18 protein-coding genes, 3 tRNA genes and 1 pseudogene are annotated in these 19,253 nt (G+C 67.8%); 9 read left to right on the top strand and 13 right to left on the bottom strand.

Features of this window, described 5'->3' with window-relative positions:
- Positions 1-2: 2 nt before the first annotated feature.
- Positions 3-1,295, bottom strand: a pseudogene (gene pcnB / locus CNR27_RS06780) (polynucleotide adenylyltransferase PcnB); the annotation flags it as partial.
- Between the two features lie 172 nt (positions 1,296-1,467).
- On the opposite strand from pcnB, the gene CNR27_RS06775 reads away from it, so the two are divergent.
- Positions 1,468-1,543: transfer RNA gene (locus CNR27_RS06775), tRNA-Glu, on the top strand.
- A 353-nt stretch (positions 1,544-1,896) separates the two neighbouring features.
- Positions 1,897-2,220 carry a ferredoxin FdxA gene (fdxA, locus tag CNR27_RS06770; RefSeq protein ID WP_096297503.1) on the top strand — a complete coding sequence of 108 codons (324 nt, stop codon included), beginning with the start codon at positions 1,897-1,899 and terminating at the stop codon, positions 2,218-2,220.
- A 93-nt stretch (positions 2,221-2,313) separates the two neighbouring features.
- Here the strand turns inward: fdxA and CNR27_RS06765 are convergent, their stop codons facing one another.
- Together CNR27_RS06765 and dapA are read right to left on the bottom strand one after the other, a co-directional pair.
- Positions 2,314-2,826 (bottom strand): hypothetical protein, encoded by a 513-nt coding sequence (locus tag CNR27_RS06765; protein WP_096297502.1) that lies wholly within the window; start codon positions 2,824-2,826, stop codon positions 2,314-2,316.
- 19 nt (positions 2,827-2,845) lie between these two features.
- The gene (gene dapA, locus CNR27_RS06760; protein WP_096297501.1) at positions 2,846-3,748 is read right to left on the bottom strand and encodes a 4-hydroxy-tetrahydrodipicolinate synthase; all 903 of its coding nucleotides are present in this window, start codon (positions 3,746-3,748) and stop codon (positions 2,846-2,848) included.
- Between the two features lie 170 nt (positions 3,749-3,918).
- Here dapA and CNR27_RS06755 point away from each other — a divergent pair, with 170 nt between their 5' ends.
- The 7 genes from CNR27_RS06755 (at position 3,919) to CNR27_RS06725 (ending at position 10,413) form a co-directional block, all read left to right on the top strand.
- Positions 3,919-4,527: a glycine cleavage system transcriptional repressor gene (locus CNR27_RS06755; protein ID WP_096297500.1), complete on the top strand. Its 609-nt coding sequence runs from the start codon at positions 3,919-3,921 to the stop codon at positions 4,525-4,527.
- Positions 4,528-4,607: 80 nt separating this feature from the next.
- Positions 4,608-5,090, top strand: a complete 483-nt coding sequence (locus CNR27_RS06750; RefSeq protein WP_096297499.1) for a peroxiredoxin — start codon at positions 4,608-4,610, stop codon at positions 5,088-5,090.
- A gap of 127 nt (positions 5,091-5,217) precedes the next feature.
- Positions 5,218-6,615 carry a PhoH family protein gene (locus CNR27_RS06745; protein ID WP_096300391.1) on the top strand — a complete coding sequence of 466 codons (1,398 nt, stop codon included), beginning with the start codon at positions 5,218-5,220 and terminating at the stop codon, positions 6,613-6,615.
- Between the two features lie 85 nt (positions 6,616-6,700).
- The gene (locus CNR27_RS06740) at positions 6,701-7,381 is read left to right on the top strand and encodes a YoaK family protein (protein WP_096297498.1); all 681 of its coding nucleotides are present in this window, start codon (positions 6,701-6,703) and stop codon (positions 7,379-7,381) included.
- A 39-nt stretch (positions 7,382-7,420) separates the two neighbouring features.
- The gene (gene thiD / locus CNR27_RS06735) at positions 7,421-8,233 is read left to right on the top strand and encodes a bifunctional hydroxymethylpyrimidine kinase/phosphomethylpyrimidine kinase (RefSeq protein WP_096297497.1); all 813 of its coding nucleotides are present in this window, start codon (positions 7,421-7,423) and stop codon (positions 8,231-8,233) included.
- The gene (locus CNR27_RS06730) at positions 8,230-9,069 is read left to right on the top strand and encodes an alpha/beta hydrolase family protein (RefSeq protein WP_245815773.1); all 840 of its coding nucleotides are present in this window, start codon (positions 8,230-8,232) and stop codon (positions 9,067-9,069) included. Before thiD ends, CNR27_RS06730 begins: the two co-directional genes overlap by 4 nt.
- A gap of 54 nt (positions 9,070-9,123) precedes the next feature.
- A complete protein-coding gene (locus tag CNR27_RS06725; protein WP_096297496.1) occupies positions 9,124-10,413 on the top strand; it encodes a nucleotide sugar dehydrogenase in 1,290 nt (429 codons plus the stop codon).
- A 532-nt stretch (positions 10,414-10,945) separates the two neighbouring features.
- On the opposite strand, the gene CNR27_RS06720 is transcribed toward CNR27_RS06725, so the two are convergent.
- The 10 genes from CNR27_RS06720 to ispF all read right to left on the bottom strand — a co-directional run bounded on the left by CNR27_RS06720 (position 10,946) and on the right by ispF (position 18,966).
- A tRNA-Arg gene (locus tag CNR27_RS06720) sits at positions 10,946-11,022 on the bottom strand.
- Between the two features lie 101 nt (positions 11,023-11,123).
- Positions 11,124-11,216 (bottom strand) — tRNA-Ser (locus CNR27_RS06715).
- A gap of 50 nt (positions 11,217-11,266) precedes the next feature.
- Positions 11,267-11,473, bottom strand: coding sequence for a carbon storage regulator CsrA (gene csrA, locus CNR27_RS06710; RefSeq protein WP_096297495.1), 207 nt, complete (start codon positions 11,471-11,473; stop codon positions 11,267-11,269).
- A 157-nt stretch (positions 11,474-11,630) separates the two neighbouring features.
- Entirely contained in the window at positions 11,631-14,273 is a 2,643-nt protein-coding gene (gene alaS / locus CNR27_RS06705; protein ID WP_096297494.1) for an alanine--tRNA ligase, read from the bottom strand.
- A gap of 176 nt (positions 14,274-14,449) precedes the next feature.
- Positions 14,450-14,905 (bottom strand): regulatory protein RecX, encoded by a 456-nt coding sequence (locus CNR27_RS06700; RefSeq protein ID WP_245815797.1) that lies wholly within the window; start codon positions 14,903-14,905, stop codon positions 14,450-14,452.
- Between the two features lie 118 nt (positions 14,906-15,023).
- The gene (gene recA, locus CNR27_RS06695; RefSeq protein WP_096297492.1) at positions 15,024-16,058 is read right to left on the bottom strand and encodes a recombinase RecA; all 1,035 of its coding nucleotides are present in this window, start codon (positions 16,056-16,058) and stop codon (positions 15,024-15,026) included.
- Between the two features lie 186 nt (positions 16,059-16,244).
- Entirely contained in the window at positions 16,245-16,874 is a 630-nt protein-coding gene (gene lexA / locus CNR27_RS06690) for a transcriptional repressor LexA (RefSeq protein ID WP_096297491.1), read from the bottom strand.
- 212 nt (positions 16,875-17,086) lie between these two features.
- The gene (locus tag CNR27_RS06685; protein ID WP_157745298.1) at positions 17,087-17,314 is read right to left on the bottom strand and encodes a hypothetical protein; all 228 of its coding nucleotides are present in this window, start codon (positions 17,312-17,314) and stop codon (positions 17,087-17,089) included.
- A 75-nt stretch (positions 17,315-17,389) separates the two neighbouring features.
- A complete protein-coding gene (gene truD / locus CNR27_RS06680; RefSeq protein WP_245815772.1) occupies positions 17,390-18,469 on the bottom strand; it encodes a tRNA pseudouridine(13) synthase TruD in 1,080 nt (359 codons plus the stop codon).
- The gene (gene ispF, locus CNR27_RS06675) at positions 18,466-18,966 is read right to left on the bottom strand and encodes a 2-C-methyl-D-erythritol 2,4-cyclodiphosphate synthase (RefSeq protein ID WP_096300386.1); all 501 of its coding nucleotides are present in this window, start codon (positions 18,964-18,966) and stop codon (positions 18,466-18,468) included. The genes truD and ispF overlap by 4 nt, the downstream gene beginning before the upstream one ends.
- Between the last annotated feature and the right edge of the window lie 287 nt (positions 18,967-19,253).

Below are 19,253 nucleotides of genomic sequence, written 5' to 3'. Positions count from 1 at the left end.
ATTCACCCGGCGGCGACCGGAGCGCGGCGCCGCCGACGGCGCTTGCGCGGGGCATCGGCCTCGCCATCGGCCTCGTCCTCGCCCGGATACAGCGCGATCGCGTTGTCCGGATCGTGTTGCGCCTCTTCCCAGAACGCGACGTCCGCGCTGTGCGCATCGGACGCGGTCTGTCGCAATACAAGGAAATCGAAGGCCGCGCGAAAACGCGGATGCGACAGCGTGCGCGTGACACGCTTGCGCTGGCGCAGCGGGAAGCGCGCCTGCAGCAGCCAGATTTCCTGCATCGGCAGCGAGAACCGTCGCGGCAGTGCGACGGTCGACAGCTGGTGCAGGGTCACGCGATCGGCTGCGCGGCGTTGCGCTTCCACCGCATGCACGCCGTCGGCCTGGAGCTTCATCCAGGTGCGGCAGAAGGCCGGCCACAGCAGCGTGGCGAAGAGAAATGCCGGCGAAACCGGATCGCCCGCGGCGATGCGGGCATCCGTCGACGCGAGACCGGCAAGCACGATCGCGCGCAGTGCTCCGCTGCGGTTGCTCGCCAGCGCCGCGGCCGATTCTGGAAACAGCGCCGGCAGCAGGCCGTAGCGCTCCAGCTGTTCGAAACTCGCAACCGCGTGCCCGGACAGGAACAGCTTCAGGCACTCCTCGAACAGGCGTGCGGGCGCAGCCTCCGACAACAGCGACGCCAGGCGCGGGATCGGCTCGGCCGTCCCGGGCTCGATCGTGAAGTCCAGCTTGGCCGCCAGCCGCACCGCACGCAGCATCCGCACCGGGTCTTCGCGATAACGCGTTTCCGGGTCGCCGATCAGCCGCATCACGCGGTTCTGCACGTCTTCGTAGCCGCCGGTGTAATCGCGCACCGAGAAGTCGGCGATCGCGTAATACAACGCGTTGGCAGTGAAGTCGCGGCGGACCGCATCGTCTTCGATCGTGCCGTAGACGTTGTCGCGCAGCAGGCGTCCACCATCGTGAACCTCGCGGTCTCCGCTGCCATCGTCGACGTTGGCGCGGAACGTCGCGACCTCGATGATCTCGCGACCGAACACCACATGCGCCAGCCGGAACCGGCGGCCGATCAGGCGGCAGTTGCGGAACAGCGCCTTGACCTGCTCGGGCGTGGCGTCGGTCGCAATGTCGAAGTCCTTCGGAACCAGGCCGACAAGCAGGTCGCGGACCGCGCCGCCGACCAGATAGGCCTCATGCCCGGACTCGTGCAGGCGATACAGCACCCGCAACGCGTTCTGGCTGATCTGCCGGCGCGAGATGATGTGCTGGTCGCGCGGAATGATCCGCAGCTGAGCAGTCACGGCGTCTGGAACGGGCGTGGAATGGGTATGCATCAAGTTCTGAAATTTTTCTCAGGCGGCCGTTGCGGCGCCAGCAAGCCTGCTATACTAGCAAGCTGCACACGTCTTAGACGCGTTTGCAGACCGGTCGTCCAACCGGCGCCGCTTGCGGCGGACCCCAGCTCCCTTCGTCTAGAGGCCCAGGACGTGGCCCTCTCAAGGCTAAAACACGGGTTCGAATCCCGTAGGGAGCACCATATCAAAGCGAAAGGCCCATGCCGACCGGCGTGGGCCTTTCTGCTTTTCAGGGACAGATTCCGGCCTCCCGGATTGCACTGCGCCGCTCGGGCATGCGGGTGTCGGCATCGCCTGCAGAACTGGTTGGCCGGCCAGGGGCCGCCCCATGACCCCTGGCGACGTAGCGCAGCACCGGGCACAGCCGCGGTACGCATGCGCGACGCCTCGTCATGAACTGGTTCTTCCGAAGCCAGCGGCCGGACTTCCGGGAACTCTCGCTCATGGGCAGGCGTACAAATGGAAACACTTCGCACCGGTGCCGCGGGCGCTGCCTTAAACTGCAATCCCTCGTCGCCCCGCTCGATCCGAATCCATGCCTTTCGTCGTCACCGAAAACTGCATCAAGTGCAAGTACACCGACTGCGTCGAGGTCTGTCCGGTGGACTGTTTCCACGAAGGCCCGAACTTCCTCGTCATCGACCCGGACGAGTGCATCGACTGCACCTTGTGCGAGCCGGAATGCCCGATCAATGCGATCTATCCCGAGGACGACGTGCCGGCCGGACAGGAGGCGTTCGTCGCACTGAACGCCGAGCTGGCAAAAGCCTGGCCGGTGATCACCACGCGCAAGGACCCGATGCCGGACGCGAAGGATTGGGAAGGCAAGCCGGACAAGCTGCCGCTGCTGGAGCGCTGATCCACACGGCGCTTCCACCCAAAGAAACAAGAACGGGCGCCGAGGCGCCCGTTTTCGTACATGTCCGCAGGTGGACCGGCCGACGCAGGAGCGTTAAGGCGCCAGCGCGGCACGCAACGATGCGATCAGGCGCGTCGGCGCCTCGCCGGCCGCCGCGACGCCACGCGCATCGACCGCCGATACCACCGCGCCGTCCTGGCCCGAGGCCACGCGGAGCAGGAACTGGCTGCCGGCGTAGCTGATGTCATACGTACCAAGCGCCTCTGACCGGCTGTTGACGGTGACCCCGTCAGTGGCCGCGAGCGCCTGCCCGACCTGGGCGAACACCGCATCGCGCTGCCCGGGCACGGCGAACGAGACGTTCGGATTGGCCTGGGCCGCGCCGGTCGCGGACCGGGTGACCGAGCTGGGGGTGCCCGGCAATGCCATCGCGCCATCGGCCCGCGGCAGATCGAGATCGGGCGGCACTTCCAGCGGACGGGTTTCAGGGCTCTGCGCATAGAGCGCGTTGTCCTTCTTGAACCAGCGGCAGCCGCTGGTGCCCACGACTGCGACCGCAACTGCAGCAATGGCGACATAGCGCATGGAGGAACGGGGTAGACGCATCGTGGTATCTCCTGGGAAATCAGGCGGCGCGGGCGCGGCAGGACGCTTCAATGTCCGCCGCGAGTCGCGTCACATCGTCGGCTTCGGCGCGGTGCGCCTCGGCCAGTGTCGTCAGAGGCAGGCGCAGGCCGTGGCCGTAGCCCTGCCTCGCCAGCACCGCCTTGACGGGAATGGGATTGGATTCGACCCCGCAGAACGCCTGGACCGGCTTGAGCCGCGCATCCAGGGCGCCGGCCGCGTCGGCCCTACCGGCCCGGGCCAGGTCGCACAGCTGGCGGAACGCCGCCGGCACGATATTGGATGCGACCGAGATCACGCCGTCGGCACCAGCAAGCATCGCACGTGCGGCGCTCGGATCATCGCCACTGAGCACGGCGAAGGACTCGCTCTGCAGCGCCAGCAGCGCCTGCATGCGTTCGACGCCATCGTGGGCCTCCTTGATGCCGACAATGCGTGGATGCGTGGCGAGTTCGGCGACCGTGGCGGGCAACATGTCGACGCCGGTTCGTCCGGGCACGTTGTAGAGCAGGACCGGAAGTCCGCCCTCGTCCGCGACTGCGCGGTAATGCGCCACAAGTCCGGCCTGGGTCGGCCGCACGTACGGCGGGACGACGACCAGCGCGACATCCGCGCCCATCGCGGCGAGCCGGCGGGTCGCCGCGACCGTCCTGGCGGTCGCCGACATACCGGTCCCTGCCAGCACCGGCACGCGCCCGGCGGCCATCGCGACAGCCGAAGTCACCAGCCACTCGTACTCTCCGTCATCCAGCGCGGCCGCCTCGCCGGTCGAACCCGCGACCACGAGGCCCTGGGTGCCGGCGTCGATCTGGCTCTCGAGCAGTCGCTTCCACGCGGCACGGTCCAGTGCGCCATCGGCATCGAAGGGAGTGGCAAGTGCGGTGATGCTGCCTGAGAGTCGCAAGACGTTGATCCGGTGAGCGGCCCGGTGGGCCTGAGAGTGCGCGCCCGCGATAAAACGGCGATTTGGCACGGAAAATTGCCGGCCGATGTTACTTGCGGCCATGAAGGACCGGCAAGTATGCTGATCCGCGCATCCGGTACCGTCCGGACGCCGTTCACCCTCCAGTCGCCATCGACCGCCCGGTCGACCCGTTTCCCGCCGCGGACCCCCCCTTGACCGATACCGACACCGCAGCACGGCCCTCGCCGAACGAGAACTATCTGCTGATCAACGCCTATACGACGCATCCGGCCTCGCCGCTGCTGTCCGTTTCGCGCCGCATCGCCGACAGTGGTTGCAACCTCGTCGACACCCGCCTGTCGACCGTGGGCCGCGATGTCTCGGTCACCGCATTGGCCAACGGCCCCTGGGACGCGGTGGCGAAGCTCGAGGCCATGCTCACGCGCCTCGAGCGCGAGGAGGACCTCAAGCTGGTGTGGTACCGCACGGGGCCCAAGCCGGTGCAGTCCAACCTGTTGCCTTACGTGGTGGAAGTGGTCGCCGCCGACAAGCCGGGCATCCTGTTCCAGCTCGCCGACTTCTTCGACCGCCAGGGCATCACGATCGAGAGCCTGCATTCCTCGCGCTATCGCGCGATGCAGACCGGCGCCGACATGTTTTCGGCCCAGATCACCATCGGCATTCCGGCCAACATGCACATCGCCGCGCTGCGCGACGATTTCCTCGAGTTCTGCGATCACTTGAACCTCGACGCGATCATGGATCCGATGAAGTTCTGAACCTGCGCGCGGGCGCTTGCGAAAGCACCCGGCCGCGCGCATTGTGGAATTGCCTGCCGCAATGGAACGCCGTTCGCACGATGCCTCAAGCACGCAAGAAGCTCGCAGCCGCCACCCTGGAGTTGCCACTGGCGCTGTCGGGCGGCGAGACGGCCACGCTGGCCGACCATGCCGGACGCTGGCTGGTCCTCTATTTCTATCCCAGGGACTCGACGCCCGGCTGCACCACCGAGGGCCTCGACTTCAACGCGCGGCTGCCGCAGTTCGCCGCGCTGGGCGCTGATGTCTACGGCGTCTCGCGCGATTCCGTGAAGTCGCACGACAACTTCTGCGCCAGGCAGGGCTATGCGTTTGCGCTGGTCAGCGATGCAGACGAGGCGCTGTGCCGCGCGTTCGACGTGATCCGCGAGAAGAACATGTACGGCCGCAAGGTGCTGGGCATCGAGCGCAGTACGTTCCTGATCGATCCCGAAAGCCGCATCGCCGCAGAGTGGCGCAAGGTCCGTGTCCCGGGCCACGCGCAGGCCGTCCTCGAAGCACTCCAGGCCGCGCAGTCGCAGTGACTGCAACGATTCTCCAAGCCGCACGCCGTCCCGCATCCGGGGTCACGGCGGCGCGGCGTTGCGTGTGCGATACCGCAATCTCCAGCTCCGTCATCCCCTCCCACTACGGAACGCCGACACTCCGATGATGACCGAAGGCAAACGCGTCTACGTGCTCGATACCAACGTGCTGATGCACGACCCCACAGCGCTGTTCAAATTCGAGGAGCACGATGTCTACCTGCCGATGCAGGTGATCGAAGAGCTGGACAACGGCAAGAAGGGCACGAGCGAGGCGAGTCGCAGTGCGCGCCAGGCCAGCCGGTTCATCAACGAGCTTCTGCAGAGCGCGGGCAGCGACCAGGTGGCGACCGGCCTGCCCCTGCAGCGTCCGCAGGGCCTGCAGCTGCGCGGCGCGCAGAGCGTGGGCAAGCTGCGGTTCCAGACCACGGTGCCGTCCGAGGATCAGGCCTCGTTCGGTGTGGCCGCGCCCGACAACCGCATCCTGGGCGCGATCCTCGAGTTGCTGCGCAGCGAGCCGGACTATCCGGTGGTGTTCGTCTCGAAGGACATCAACCTGCGGATCAAGGCGTCGATCGCCGGCATCCGCAACGAGGACTACGAAAACGACCGCGCGCTCGACGATTTCAGCCTGCTCTATACCGGCGCCACCGCCCTGCCGGCGGATTTCTGGTCGATGCACGGCAAGGACCTGCGCTCTTGGACGGACAAGGGCCGCACGTACTACGAGCTGGCGGTGGGCGAGGAGGACTGGCACGCCAACCAGTTCCTGTACCTGCCGGGCGACGAGGAATCGGAGTTCCGGGTGGTCAGGGTCGAAGACGGCCGCGCGACGCTGCAGATCGTCGACGACTTCCGTCATATCCAGCATGCGGTCTGGGGCATCAACGCACGCAACCGCGAGCAGAACTTCGCGCTCAACGCACTGATGGATCCGGAGATCGATTTCGTCACCCTGCTCGGCACCGCCGGCACGGGCAAGACGCTGCTCGCGCTGGCGGCCGGCCTGGCGCAGACGATGGACCAGCAGCGCTATCGCGAGATCATCATGACGCGCGCGACGGTCAGTGTCGGTGAGGACATCGGCTTCCTGCCCGGTACCGAGGAGGAGAAGATGACGCCGTGGATGGGCGCGCTGACCGACAACCTCGAAGTGCTCACCCACAACCAGGCCGGCGGCAGCTGGGGCCGCGCGGCGACCAACGACCTGCTGGCATCGCGCATCAAGATCCGCTCGATGAACTTCATGCGCGGGCGTACGTTCCTGTCGCGCTACCTGATCCTCGACGAGGCTCAGAACCTCACGCCCAAGCAGATGAAGACCCTGATCACGCGCGCCGGGCCGGGGACGAAGATCGTGTGCCTTGGCAATGTCGAGCAGATCGATACGCCCTACCTCACCGAAACCACGTCGGGACTGACCTATGCGGTCGACCGGTTCAAGCACTGGGCGCACAGTGCCCACGTAACCCTGCGCCGCGGCGAGCGTTCGCGTCTGGCCGATTTCGCGTCCGAAGTGCTGTGACGCCGGCCATGCGCCGGGGATGAGTCCTGGATGAGCCGCTCCGGCAGCAGGCTCCACGCATGTCTTTTGCCAACCGGCAGCGCGCGTGGATAGCCGGCTGCCGGCCTGGGTGTGGATCGGCGCGATCGTGCTTGCCTGCGTGGCAGGCATGGTCAACGTCGTCGGCTACCTCGGGTTCGAATATCAGGCGCTGAGCCACCTCACAGGCACCACCACCCTGCTCGGAGCGGCGCTGGTCGCCGGAGACCGCAGCACAGCCCTGCAACTTGCCGGCATCGTGCTGGCGTTCTGTGCAGGCGCCACCCTGAGTGGCCTGATCCTGCAGGACGACGCCCTGCGACTCGGGCGCCGTTACGGTGTTGCTCTGGCGCTGGAGGCGGGCCTGCTGGCGGCGGCGGTTCCCCTGTTCGAGCGCGCCGCGCTCTACGGCGCGCTCCTTGCGGCGATGGCCTGCGGACTGCAGAACGCACTGGCAACGACCTACAGTGGCGCGCTGGTCCGAACCACGCATCTGAGCGGCATGTTCACCGACCTGGGCATCGGCCTCGGACACCTGTTGCGCGGCCGACCACTGCCCATCCGGCGGCTTTCGCTGAGCGCACTGATCATCGCGGCGTTTCTGGCCGGAGGGGCGGCGGGCGCATGGCTGTTCACGCTGCTGCGCTACGACGCGCTGCTGATCCCCGCCACACTCACGGGGGCCACGGGCCTGGGGTACACGGCCTATCGCCAATGGCGCGGAGTACCTGCGAGGCCGGCGGACTGATCCATCGCAGCCGCGAAGGCCGGCAGGCACAATACGCCGATGAGTACATCACCCTCGCGCGCCATCTCGGTCCTGACCATTGCCGGTTCCGATTCCGGCGGCGGCGCCGGCATCCAGGCCGACCTCAAGACCTTTGCCGCGCATCGCGTGCACGGCTTGTCCGCGATCGCCGCGTTGACCGCGCAGCACACCCGGGGCGTGACCGCGGTTCATGCGCCGCCGGTTGCGTTCCTGCGCGCCCAGATCGACGCCTGCTTCGACGATTTCGACATACGCGCGGTCAAGATCGGCATGCTGGCGACGGCGGAGATCGTCGACGCGGTGGTCGATGCACTGGCGCAACACCCCGAGCTGCCGATCGTGGTCGACCCGGTGATGATCGCGACTTCCGGCGCCAAGCTGCTCGACGACAACGCACTGGGCGCACTGCGCGGTCGCCTGATTCCGCGCGCCCACGTCTTGACGCCGAACCTGCCGGAAGCGGAGCTTCTGCTCGGCCGTGCGATCGACGGCGGCGCGGCTGCCGACGCGGCCCTCGCCGCGCTGCGTGCGCTCGGTGCGCAGGGCGTTCTGCTCAAGGGAGGCCATCTCCACGAAGGCGATGAGGTGGTCGACCGCTACGCCGATGCGGCGGCCGCGTTCACCCATCGCGCGCCACGCCTGGAGATCGATGGCCACGGCACCGGCTGCACGCTGTCGTCGGCGATCGCGGCTCGGCTTGCGCTGGGCGATGACGGGGCAGCGGCCTGCCGCGCCGGCATCGGCTACGTGCACAGGGCGATGCGCGACGCCTATCGGCCGGGACGCAGCGACGTCAGCGTGCTCGGACATCTCGGTCGCCTGGCGCCGTGAGCGCTGCGGCGGGGGTGACCGCGGTCGAGGTCGGCGACGACCATCGCTTCGAGCTGATCACGCGCGTGCCCGAGGCACCACGCAGACGTCTGTTGTGGCTGCCGGCGATGGGCGTACCGGCCAGGCACTACCTGCCTTTCGCCGACGCACTGGCGGCGCGTGGTGTCGCCGTGGGCCTGCACGAATGGCGCGGCATCGGATCGAGCAACCTGCGCGCCGGGCGCGACCACGACTGGGGTTACCGTGAACTCCTTGCCGATATCGCCGGCAGCGGCGCAGCGCTGGATGGCTGCGCGCCGAATGCGGCGCGCATCGTCGGTGGTCACAGCCTCGGCGGCCAGCTCGCGTGCTGCCACCTCGCGCTGCATCCCGATACAGCGCAGACACTCTGGCTCGTCGCCAGTGGCGCGCCCTACTGGCGCGCGTTTCCACCGCGTGTGCGCTATGCGCTGCCGCCGCTTTACCGCTTCATGGCCTGGATCGCGCGTGTCCGTGGTGCGCTGCCGGGTCGCCGGCTGGGCTTTGCCGGCAACGAGTCGCGGAGCGTGATCGCCGACTGGACGTGCAGCGGACTGCGTGGACGTTATTCGGCTGCGGGCCTGGGCGTCGATCTGGATGCCGCAATGGGGCGCGTGCAAGTCGACGTCCGCGCGGCGTGGCTGCACGACGACTGGCTGGGGCCACCAACCTCTCTACGCTTCCTGCTGTCGAAGCTCGGGAGCGGTGCGGACGCGGACATTGCCGGCTTCGCCGCCCGCGATCTCGGCACAGCGGCAGATCATTTCGCGTGGATGCGCACGCCCGCCGTGATCGCAGCCTGGCTCGCTGACGCCTGAGCGGGGCGAAGGGCGTCCGCTACACTGCGCCGATTGCCTACCGAGCGCTCCTGCATGACCGCACCGTTGCCCGCACGCGACGACATCCGCATCGCCATCATCGGCCTGGGCTACGTCGGCCTGCCGCTCGCGGTCGCGTTCGGACGCCGACACGCCACTCTGGGCTTCGACATCGACACCACCCGCGTGGCGGGCCTGCAGCGCGGTGACGACCATACCCGCGAGCTGTCGCCCGACGAACTGCGCTCGGCGTCGCATCTGCGCTATAGCGCCGACGCGGCCGACCTCGCCGGATGCAATGTGCACATCGTCACCGTGCCCACGCCGGTCGACGCCTACAAACGGCCGGACCTGGGCGCACTCGAGGCGGCGAGCGCCGCGGTCGGAGCCGCGCTTCAGCGCGGCGGCGTCGTGATCTTCGAATCGACCGTGTATCCGGGTGCGACGGAAGAGATCTGCGTGCCGATCCTCGAGCGCGTCTCGGGCCTGCGCTTTCTGGAGGACTTCCACGTCGGTTACAGCCCCGAACGGATCAATCCGGGCGACAAGGAACACCGTCTCGAGAACACCTTGAAGGTCACCGCCGGCTCGAGCGAGGCCGCGGCCGGATTCGTCGACACCCTCTACCGCGACATCGTCGAGGCCGGGACCCATCGGGTCTCGAGCATCCGCGTGGCGGAAGCGGCCAAGGTCATCGAGAACACCCAGCGCGACGTCAACATCGCGCTCGTCAACGAGCTCGCGCTGATCTTCGACCGCCTGGGCATCGACACCCACGAGGTGCTCGAAGCCGCCGGCACCAAATGGAACTTCCTGCCGTTCCGCCCTGGACTCGTCGGCGGTCATTGCATCGGCGTGGATCCCTACTACCTCACGCACAAGGCGCAGGAGATCGGCTACCACCCGGAGGTCATCCTCGCCGGCCGGCGCATCAACGACAGCATGGGCCTGCATGTCGCCCAGCGCGTGGTGAAGCTGATGCAGCAGCGCGGCATCCAGACCGCGGGTGCGCGCGTGCTCGTACTGGGCCTGGCGTTCAAGGAGAACTGCCCGGATCTGCGCAACACCCGCGTCATCGACGTCGTGCGCGAACTGGAGAGCTACAGCATCCAGGTCGATGTCCATGATCCGTGGGTGGCCCCCGCCTACGCGCAGCACGAATACGGCCTGACGCCGATCGACACGCCGCAAGCGGGCATCTACGACGCGGTCGTGCTCGCTGTCGCGCACACCCGGTTCCGCGAGCTCGGTGCAGATGGCCTGCGCAAGTTCGGAAAGCCGGGCGCAGTGCTGTTCGACGTCAAGGCGGTCCTGCCGGTCGACGCGGTCGACGCTCGCCTGTAACGGCTGCGTTGCGCCGGCGCAGCCAGCTGCGCCGTCTCGTCCCGTGCGCGTCGCCGCGCCACTCCGTACCACTGCGCTTGCCGCAGCGCGAACGCTGCCACTGCACGTGACATCACGCGCCCTGGGGCGATGCACAGCCATGCCACGTCCATGGCGAGCTGCCGGTGCTACAGGCCGCCCGGATAACCCCACCACGTCCGCTTGAGGCGGGCGACACGCGCCGGCCTGGGCCTGGCCAGCCAGACGACGTCAGAAGTCTTCGTTTGCCGTGCGTGCCGGGCAAATACGCATCGCTGCGCGATGCACGCGATCACCGGCAAGACATCGATTTCGCGCCATGCATCGCTTGCGGCTCGCCGAGCGCCAGGAAGCAGATGGAGAGCCGCGCAGTGCCGACGCACACTGAAATCGGAGACGGCAGCGCCCGGCGTCGGGTTCATTGCTGACGGGATAGATCGCGCAGCAGCAGTCGTCGGAAAAAACGCAGGCAACAAAAAAGCCAGCGATCGCTCGCTGGCCTCTTCGTATGTTCTGGCGCGCCCGGAAGGATTCGAACCTCCGACCCCCAAGTTCGTAGCCTGGTGCTCTATCCAACTGAGCTACGGGCGCTTTGAACAGAAGCGGAATTTTGCAGAAATTCCGATGTTTCGTCAACCACCTCTGCAAAGATTTTTTCAGCGATTCGCGAGGAATCCGATCGATCTAAGCAGTGGCGGAGAGTGAGGGATTCGAACCCTCGATGGAGTTTTAAGCCCCATACTCCCTTAGCAGGGGAGCCCCTTCAGCCACTCGGGCAACTCTCCGAAGCAACGCGTCTGATGCATGCACCGAACGCGGGGCGAAGGATACCGATTCAGGGCGTCTGCGGCAAATCTTCCTGCACATCGCTCGACTCGCCTTCCCCATGGATCCGCTGGTAGATCTCTTCGCGATGCACGGCGACATCCTTCGGCGCGGTGATACCGATACGCACCTGGTTGCCCTTGACGCCGAGCACGGTCACCGAGACCGAGTCACCAATCATCAGCGTTTCCCCGACACGGCGGGTCAAAATCAACATAACAATCTCCTGGGCGCGACGCGCATCAAACGCGCCGGCATAGCTGTAATCGGACCGTTATCGACCATGGAAACCGATTACAGACCCATCAAGGGCGTGAAGCATGTCCTCTGCCGCCCGACCGGTCAATACACGGACGACACTGTTTAACGCCCGCTTAGCCGAGCCGTGTCGCAACCCAGTCAGGAACGTCCTCAAGGGCTGCAATCAGGGCCGGCCCGTCCTCGCCGCCGCCCTGGGCCAGATCTGGTCGACCGCCGCCCTTGCCGCCGATACGACCGGCCACATGCGACAGCAATTCGCCCGCCTTGACCCGTCCGCTGGCCGCTCCCGAGACTCCGGCCACCAGCGCTACCTTGCCCTCGCTTGCGCCGGCGAGCAGCACCACGACATCGCCGAGCTGCTGCTTGAGCCGATCGACGGCGTCACGCAACGCCTTCGCGTCGAGCCCCTCGATACGTGCGGCGACAATCTTGACGCCACCCACATCGACGGCTGATTCGCCCAGATCGGCGGTCGCGCCACTGGCAGCCTTGGCCTTGATCGTCTCGAGTTCGCGCTCGAGCTGCTTCTGCCGCTCCAGCAGGGCGCGCACCCGCTCGCCGATTTCGCCGGGGCTGCCGCCCAGAAGCCCCGCCGCCTGACGCATGCGTTCCTCGTCCGCGCGCACATGATCGAGCGCGGCCTGTCCGGTCAGCGCCTCGACGCGGCGTACGCCCGAGGAGACACCGCCTTCGGAAACCAGCTTGAACAGCCCGATGCGACCGGTACGGTCGACGTGGGTACCGCCGCACAGTTCCACCGACTCGCCCATCGTCACCACGCGCACGCGCTCGCCGTACTTTTCGCCGAACAGCGCCATCGCGCCGGAATCGAGCGCGCTCTGCATGTCCATCTGCTCGATGCGCACCGGGTGGTTGGCGCGCACCTCGACGTTGACGCGCCGTTCGATCTCGGCGAGCTCCTCGGCGGTGACCGGCTGGAAATGCGAGAAGTCGAAGCGCAGCCGCTCGGGCGCGACCAGCGAGCCCTTCTGCGCGACGTGCGTACCGAGCAGTTCGCGGAGCGCGCCGTGCAGCAGGTGCGTGGCGCTGTGATTGAGCACGATCGAATCGCGGCGCTCCGCATCGACGACGCCGCGCACGCGATCGCCGGTGCGCAGCGCGCCCGACGTCACCCGGCCGACATGGCCATGGAACTGGCCGGAGAGCTTCTGCGTGTCGCCTACTTCGAAGCGCAGTCCATCGGCCTCGAGCGCGCCGGTATCACCGACCTGGCCACCGGATTCGGCATAGAACGGCGTGCGATCGAGGATCACGACCGCCTCCTCACCCGCTGCAACCGCATCGACCGGCCGCCCGTTCTGCAACAGCGCGACGACCCGCAGGTCGTCCGCGGACGTGACACCGTCCCCGACAAACGTGGTGGGCGACAGCTGCGAGACCAGTTCGGCCGACAGACCGGTGCCGGCAGAGAACTTGCCGGCCGCGCGCGCGGTCTCGCGCTGGCGCTGCATTGCGGCGTCGAAGCCGGCCATGTCGACATCGAGGCCACGCTCGCGCGCGATGTCCTGGGTGAGGTCCAGCGGGAAGCCGTAGGTGTCGTACAGGCGAAACGCGTCCTCTCCGGGGATTGCGCCATTACTGCGGGAGGCCACTTCGTCGAAGATGCGCATGCCCGCGTCGAGCGTCTCGGCAAAGCGTTCTTCCTCGACCCTGAGCGCGCGTTCGACCAGCTCGCGCTTGGCATGCAGCTCGGGATAGGCCTCGCCCATCACCGCATCGAGCGTTTCGACCATCGCGCTGAAGAAGGGCTGACGCACGCCGAGCATCCAGCCGTGCCGAAGGGCCCGCCGGATGATCCGGCGCAGCACGTAACCGCGGCCTTCATTGGACGGCAGCACACCGTCGACGATCAGGAAGCTGCAGGCGCGGATATGGTCGGCGATCACGCGCAACGACTTGTTCTCCAGATCCTGGGTGCCGGTGAGCTCGGCGGCCTTGCGGATCAGCGCCTGGAACAGGTCGATCTCGTAGTTGCTGTGCACGCCCTGCAGAATCGCGGCCAGGCGCTCGAGCCCCATGCCGGTGTCCACGCACGGCGCCGGCAGCGGCAGGAGGCTGCCGTCGGCCTGCTTGTCGAACTGCATGAAGACGAGATTCCAGATCTCGATGAAGCGGTCACCGTCCTCGTCGGGCGAGCCGGGCGGTCCGCCGAAATGCGACGGGCCGTGGTCGTAGAAGATCTCGGTGCACGGCCCGCATGGGCCGGTGTCGGCCATCTGCCAGAAATTGTCGGAAGCAAACGGCGCGCCCTTGTTGTCGCCGATGCGCACGATCCGTTCTTCCGGCACGCCGACCATGTCGCGCCACAGCGCATAAGCCTCGTCGTCGGTGTGGTAGACGGTGACCAGCAGCCGCTCGGCCGGCAGCTTCCACACGCCGGTCAGAAGCTCCCAGGCCCAGGCGATCGCCTCCTTCTTGAAGTAGTCGCCGAACGACCAGTTGCCGAGCATTTCGAAGAACGTGTGATGGCGCGCGGTATAGCCGACCTGGTCGAGATCGTTGTGCTTGCCGCCCGCGCGCAGGCAACGTTGTACATCGGCGGCGCGCACGTAGCTGCGCTTCTCCGCGCCGAGGAACACGTCCTTGAACTGCACCATGCCCGAGTTGGTGAACAGCAGCGTCGGGTCGTTGCCGGGCACCAGCGGCGCGGACGGCACGATGGTGTGGCCCTTGCCCTTGAAGAATTCGATGAAGTCGCTGCGGATCTGGGCGGTGCTGGAGGTCTGCGTGGTCATGGGCCTGACGGACGATGCGGGAGGGGGCATGGGCATGCCGGTACCACGCGCGTCCGTCTTCGACGGTGCCGATCCAACGTCATGCCCAGGAAAGCGAAGGGTAGCAGGCCGCCCGGGCACCCGGCGCCCTGCCCGGCCGTGCAGGCTTCGCGCGTGACACGACCGTCAGGGCGGGGTCAGCCGGCCTGCAGGGCCCGCACCGCGCCATAGGCGGTGTCGCCGTCGAAGCCGCGACGCCGCAGGAACTCCACGGCCTTGCGGCGCAGCGCAGGGTCAGCGGCGAACGCGCCGACGTCGTAACGACGCTCGAGCAGGTCGCGTGCACGCTGCGGCCAGTCGGCCTCGCCGTCGGCCGCCAGCGATTCGAAAGCGGCGGCGATCTGGCTGTCGGTCAGCCGATGACTGCCGAGTTCGGCCTCGATCCGCAGCGGGCCGTATCCGCCGGTCGCCCGGCTGCGGGCAAGACTCGCTGCGAAACGCGCGTCGTCCTGCCAGCCGGCGGCGTGCATCTGTTCGACCGCCGCGACAGCTTCCTCGCTGTCCACCCCGCGCGCCTCGAGCTTGCGCAACAACTCGGGGCGCGAATGTTCGCGCCGCACCAGCAACGACAACGCCCGCATCGCGGGCGTCATCTCACGGCGTTTGCGCCGTTTGCCGGTGCCACCTGTCAGCCCCGAAGCGCCCGCGTCGCAGCTTTCACTGCGCGCGCCGACGGCATCGGCCGGATCATGCGGCTCCGTCATGCCGGCCTCAGCCGGCGTCGACTTCTTCATCGTCCGGGACGACCGCCACTGCCGGCAGCAGGCGCTCGCGGATGCCCGCCTCGATGCGCGCGGCGACCTCGGGGTTGTCCTTGAGGTACTGGCGGGCGTTCTCCTTGCCCTGACCGATCCGCTCGTCACCGGCGCTGTACCACGCACCCGCCTTCTCGATGAGCTTGGCTTCAACGCCCATGTCGATCAGTTCGCCCTCGCGGCTGATGCCCTCGCCGTAGAGTATCTCGGTGACCACCTGCTTGAACGGCGGTGCCATCTTGTTCTTGACGACCTTGATGCGGGTCTGGTTGCCGATGATCTCGTCACCCTTCTTGATCGCACCGATCCGGCGGATGTCGAGGCGCACCGAGGCATAGAACTTCAGCGCGTTGCCGCCCGTCGTGGTTTCAGGGCTCTGGCCCGGCATCATGATGCCGATCTTCATGCGCAGCTGGTTGATGAAGAACACCATGCAGTTGCTGCGCTTGATGTTGCCGGTCAGCTTGCGCAGCGCCTGGCTCATCAGGCGCGCCTGAAGGCCCGGCAGCTGATCGCCCATCTCGCCTTCGATCTCGGCGCGCGGGGTCAGCGCGGCGACGGAGTCGATCACGACCATGTCGACCGAATTGGAGCGCACCAGCATGTCGGCGATCTCGAGCGCCTGCTCGCCAGTGTCGGGCTGGGAGACCAGCAGGTCCTCGACGTTGACGCCGAGCTTCTGCGCGTAGGTCGGATCGAGCGCGTGCTCGGCGTCGATGAACGCGGCGACGCCGCCCAGCTTCTGGCACTGCGCGATCGTCTGCAGGGTCAGCGTGGTCTTGCCCGAGGATTCCGGACCGTAGACCTCGATGACGCGGCCACGCGGGAGGCCGCCGATGCCGAGGGCAAGATCGAGCTGCAGCGAGCCGGTCGGAATCACCGGAACCACTTCGGATACGCGATCGCCCATGCGGATCACCGAGCCCTTGCCGAACTGCTTCTCGATCTGGCTCAGGGCTGCGGAAAGCGCGCGCTTCTTGTTCTCGTCCATCGTCGTGGTCCTTGTCATTCGTATTCCGGTCTGGTGGGAGCATCCTCGCAATCACAGGTCGCACAGGCTGCGACGCTGCAGGGAGGAAGCAAAATTATGTGGATATGGGCGTGCCGGTCAGCGGCGCGCTGCGCGGATGGCCGTCGGGGAACGCCGCGCACGCCCTGCGCCCAGGCGACACAGCGCTCATCGGTTCGGCCTGACCAGCCCGCAGTACAGGCCCTCGATCGCGAAGTCCTGGTCGGGCAGCACCTCGATGGGGGCGTAGTCGGGATTGCGCGGCATCAGGCGGATGCGGTCCTTGCCGATCTTCAACAATTTGACGGTGATCGCGTCATCCACCCGGGCGACGACGATCTGCCCGGAACGCGCGTCGCGCGTGCGGTGGACGCCGATCAGGTCCCCTTCGAAGATGCCTTCGTCGCGCATCGAATCGCCCTTGACCTTGAGCAGGTAGTCCGGCGACGGGGAGAACAGCACGCGGTCGAGCACGAGGTAGTCGTCGGAACCGATGTCGGCCCCGATCGGGGCGCCGGCCGCGACCTGGCCCAGCACCGGCAGCCGGAGCGCATCGCCCTGCAGGTCGGATGCGGGTCGCGACTGCGCCGGTGCCCGCACGCGGATGCCGCGCGCACGTCCCGGCACGCGCTCGATGGCGCCTGCAGCTTCCAGGGCATCGAGGTGGTATTGCGCGGCACGAACGCCGCTGAATCCGAAGGCCCGCGCGATCTCGGCCTGCGAAGGCGGCATGCCTTCGGACTCGATGCGCTCGCCGATCATGTCGAGAATCGCGTGTTGGGTCGGAGAGATGTCCATGGTTAGTAGTATTACTACTAACCGTCGCCGCGGCAAGCGGTCCCCCGGCAGGCCTAGAAAAGGGCCTCCGTGGGCCGAACCGGTCGGTGAACCCTCCGAGCGTCCACGGCGGAGGCGCGGATGTCGACCGACACCACATTGTCCGGCGCGCGCAAGGCACGCACGCTCAGGTGATGCTGCGCTGGCTGGCGATCAGCCGGCGCACGAGCCACTCAGTCCTGGCGGGCCCGCCGCATTGGCGGATTGATCCAATGTACCTGCAGGCCGCGGCGTAGCGCGGTCTGGTTGACGCGCCCGACATAGGTGCTGTCGACCGCGATGCGACTGGCCGACGGCGCCGGCTGCGGCGCGGGCACGCTGGCCAGGCGCGGCGACTGGCTGGCGCAGCCGGCGGCGGTCAGAACGGACACAACGGCGACGATACGAAGGGAACTCTGCATGGCCCTGGCTCCGTGACGGGGGTTCGCGGCGGAACCTGCCCTGACACCGCTATACACCCGGCGCCCCCGGGGCGGTCAGCCGTCCGTCGGCTGCGCAGGCGCGAGGCGACGGACGGCGCCGTTGCCGATGGTGCCGAGCTCGGCCAATACCGCGGTCGCGTAGCAACCCGCCGGCAGCGCGAAAGCGAGTTCCAACCGGTCGGGCGCGGGCCACGACCATCGGAGGTCGCCGGGACACAGCCGCGTGGCCCGCCGTTCCTGCGACAGGCCGGCAGCCTCGAGCCCGGCACGCAGCGCCAGCGATTGCGCGTCCTCCAGGGCCGCAGCTTCCCGTGCCAGCGCGGCTGCGGCGCTGCGCAGCGCGCCGCGGCCCCACAGCGGCGCGGTGGGGTGGATGTCCTGGGCGGCGACACGGGCCGCAAGCGCTTCGCTGGCCGGCTCGGGGCCGAACACGCTGCGACTGCCATCGAGCATCCACACCTCGCCTTCGAGCCCGGCATCCCAGTCGCCGGACGCGACCCGCGCAGCGAGCACGCGGTTGAACAGCGCCGAACGAGCAGCAGACAACAGCATCGCGCGTTGTTCGCGATCGATGCGGCGTCGAGGCTCGGCGAACATGCGCAGGGCCTTGTCCACGTTGCCGCCATCGTGACCGAAGCGCTGTTCGCCGAAGTAGTTCGGTACGCCGCGGGCGGCAATCGTCTGCAGGCGAGCGTCGATCGCCGCCGCATCGCCGCTCACGTCGCGCAGGGTCAGCACGAACCGGTTTCCGGCCAGCGCTCCTCGCGGCAGCTTGCGCGCGTGCCGGGCCTGGTCGAGTACGCGCAGGGACTGGTGCGCACCCGCGCCCAGTGCCTCGAGCTCGGCGATATCGGGCGCGGCGCGACCCGGCAATTGCACCGAGAAGCGCTGCGTGGTCAGTGCGTGCCGATCCTTCAGCCCGGCATAGCCCACCGCGCGCGCATCCACCCCCGCCCACTGCGCGAGCAGCCGCGCGACGAACGCGGTGTTCATGCCGGCCTTTTCGATGGTCAAGAGCAGGTGTTCGCCGCTGCCGCTGGCTTCGAAGCCGTCGATCTCGTCGACGCGGAAATCCGCCGGATCCTGACGGATCGTCGCCGTCAGCACCGGCGCACCGTGGGCAGTCGGATTCACGCTGCGGCGTCGCGGACCAGCAGGCAGACCGCCTGCGCGGCGATGCCCTCGCCGCGGCCGGTGAAGCCGAGCTTCTCGCTGGTCGTCGCCTTGACCGAGATGCAGTCCGGCGCGATGCCGAGGTCGCCGGCGATCGCCGCGCGCATCGCATCCGCATGCGGGCCGATCTTCGGCCGCTCGCAGATCACGGTGACGTCGGCATTGCCGACCCGCCAGCCGCGTTCGGCCAACAGCGCATTGCAATGGCGCAGCAGCGCGCGACTGTCGGCCCCCTTCCAGCGGTCAACAGACGGCGGGAAATGCACGCCGATGTCGCCCAAGGCGAGTGCCCCGAGCATCGCGTCGCACAGGGCGTGCAGGGCCACGTCGCCGTCGCTGTGCGCGAGCACGCCGTGGCTGTGCGGAATGCGGACGCCGCCGACCATGACGTGGTCGCCAGCGCCGAAGGCGTGGACGTCGAAGCCCTGGCCAATGCGGAAACCAGACGTGGCAGTCATGGGACGGATCCTGCGGCAAAAAACGGGACGGCAGCTTGCCACGGATCGCGGATCGGGCAAGCCGCAGCCTGGTCACGGAGAGCCCAGTGGCCATGCCGCGCGGAGTCCCAACAGGGCCCATGGCCGGCATGTGCGTCCATTACGGACTGCGCGGCAGGCGCTCGAGCGACCGGTCGGCTCCTGCTGCGAACACCCATCCGCACGGCTTCCTGCGGTCGTATGCATGAGCCGGATGCCGCCTCACGCGCCACGCTCTCCGGAAGAACGCGTGCCGGATGGACAGCCCT

Origin of the sequence: Luteimonas chenhongjianii, assembly GCF_002327105.1 — a bacterium.
Classification (GTDB): Bacteria; Pseudomonadota; Gammaproteobacteria; order Xanthomonadales; family Xanthomonadaceae; genus Luteimonas; species Luteimonas chenhongjianii.
The sequence above is the reverse complement of the archived record's forward strand: the minus strand, read 5'-3'. Positions and strand labels throughout refer to the sequence as shown.

Coding starts and splice junctions, on each gene's coding strand:
- lexA (WP_096297491.1), bottom strand. CDS start 16,874: ATGGACATCTCTCCGACCCAACACGCGATTCTCGACATGATCGGCGAG.
- recA (WP_096297492.1), bottom strand. CDS start 16,058: ATGGACGAGAACAAGAAGCGCGCGCTTTCCGCAGCCCTGAGCCAGATC.
- thiD (WP_096297497.1), top strand. CDS start 7,421: ATGAGTACATCACCCTCGCGCGCCATCTCGGTCCTGACCATTGCCGGT.
- CNR27_RS06745 (WP_096300391.1), top strand. CDS start 5,218: ATGACCGAAGGCAAACGCGTCTACGTGCTCGATACCAACGTGCTGATG.
- CNR27_RS06685 (WP_157745298.1), bottom strand. CDS start 17,314: ATGCAGAGTTCCCTTCGTATCGTCGCCGTTGTGTCCGTTCTGACCGCC.
- alaS (WP_096297494.1), bottom strand. CDS start 14,273: ATGACCACGCAGACCTCCAGCACCGCCCAGATCCGCAGCGACTTCATC.
- CNR27_RS06725 (WP_096297496.1), top strand. CDS start 9,124: ATGACCGCACCGTTGCCCGCACGCGACGACATCCGCATCGCCATCATC.
- ispF (WP_096300386.1), bottom strand. CDS start 18,966: ATGACTGCCACGTCTGGTTTCCGCATTGGCCAGGGCTTCGACGTCCAC.
- CNR27_RS06765 (WP_096297502.1), bottom strand. CDS start 2,826: ATGCGTCTACCCCGTTCCTCCATGCGCTATGTCGCCATTGCTGCAGTT.
- CNR27_RS06750 (WP_096297499.1), top strand. CDS start 4,608: ATGCCTCAAGCACGCAAGAAGCTCGCAGCCGCCACCCTGGAGTTGCCA.
- fdxA (WP_096297503.1), top strand. CDS start 1,897: ATGCCTTTCGTCGTCACCGAAAACTGCATCAAGTGCAAGTACACCGAC.
- csrA (WP_096297495.1), bottom strand. CDS start 11,473: ATGTTGATTTTGACCCGCCGTGTCGGGGAAACGCTGATGATTGGTGAC.
- CNR27_RS06700 (WP_245815797.1), bottom strand. CDS start 14,905: ATGACGCCCGCGATGCGGGCGTTGTCGTTGCTGGTGCGGCGCGAACAT.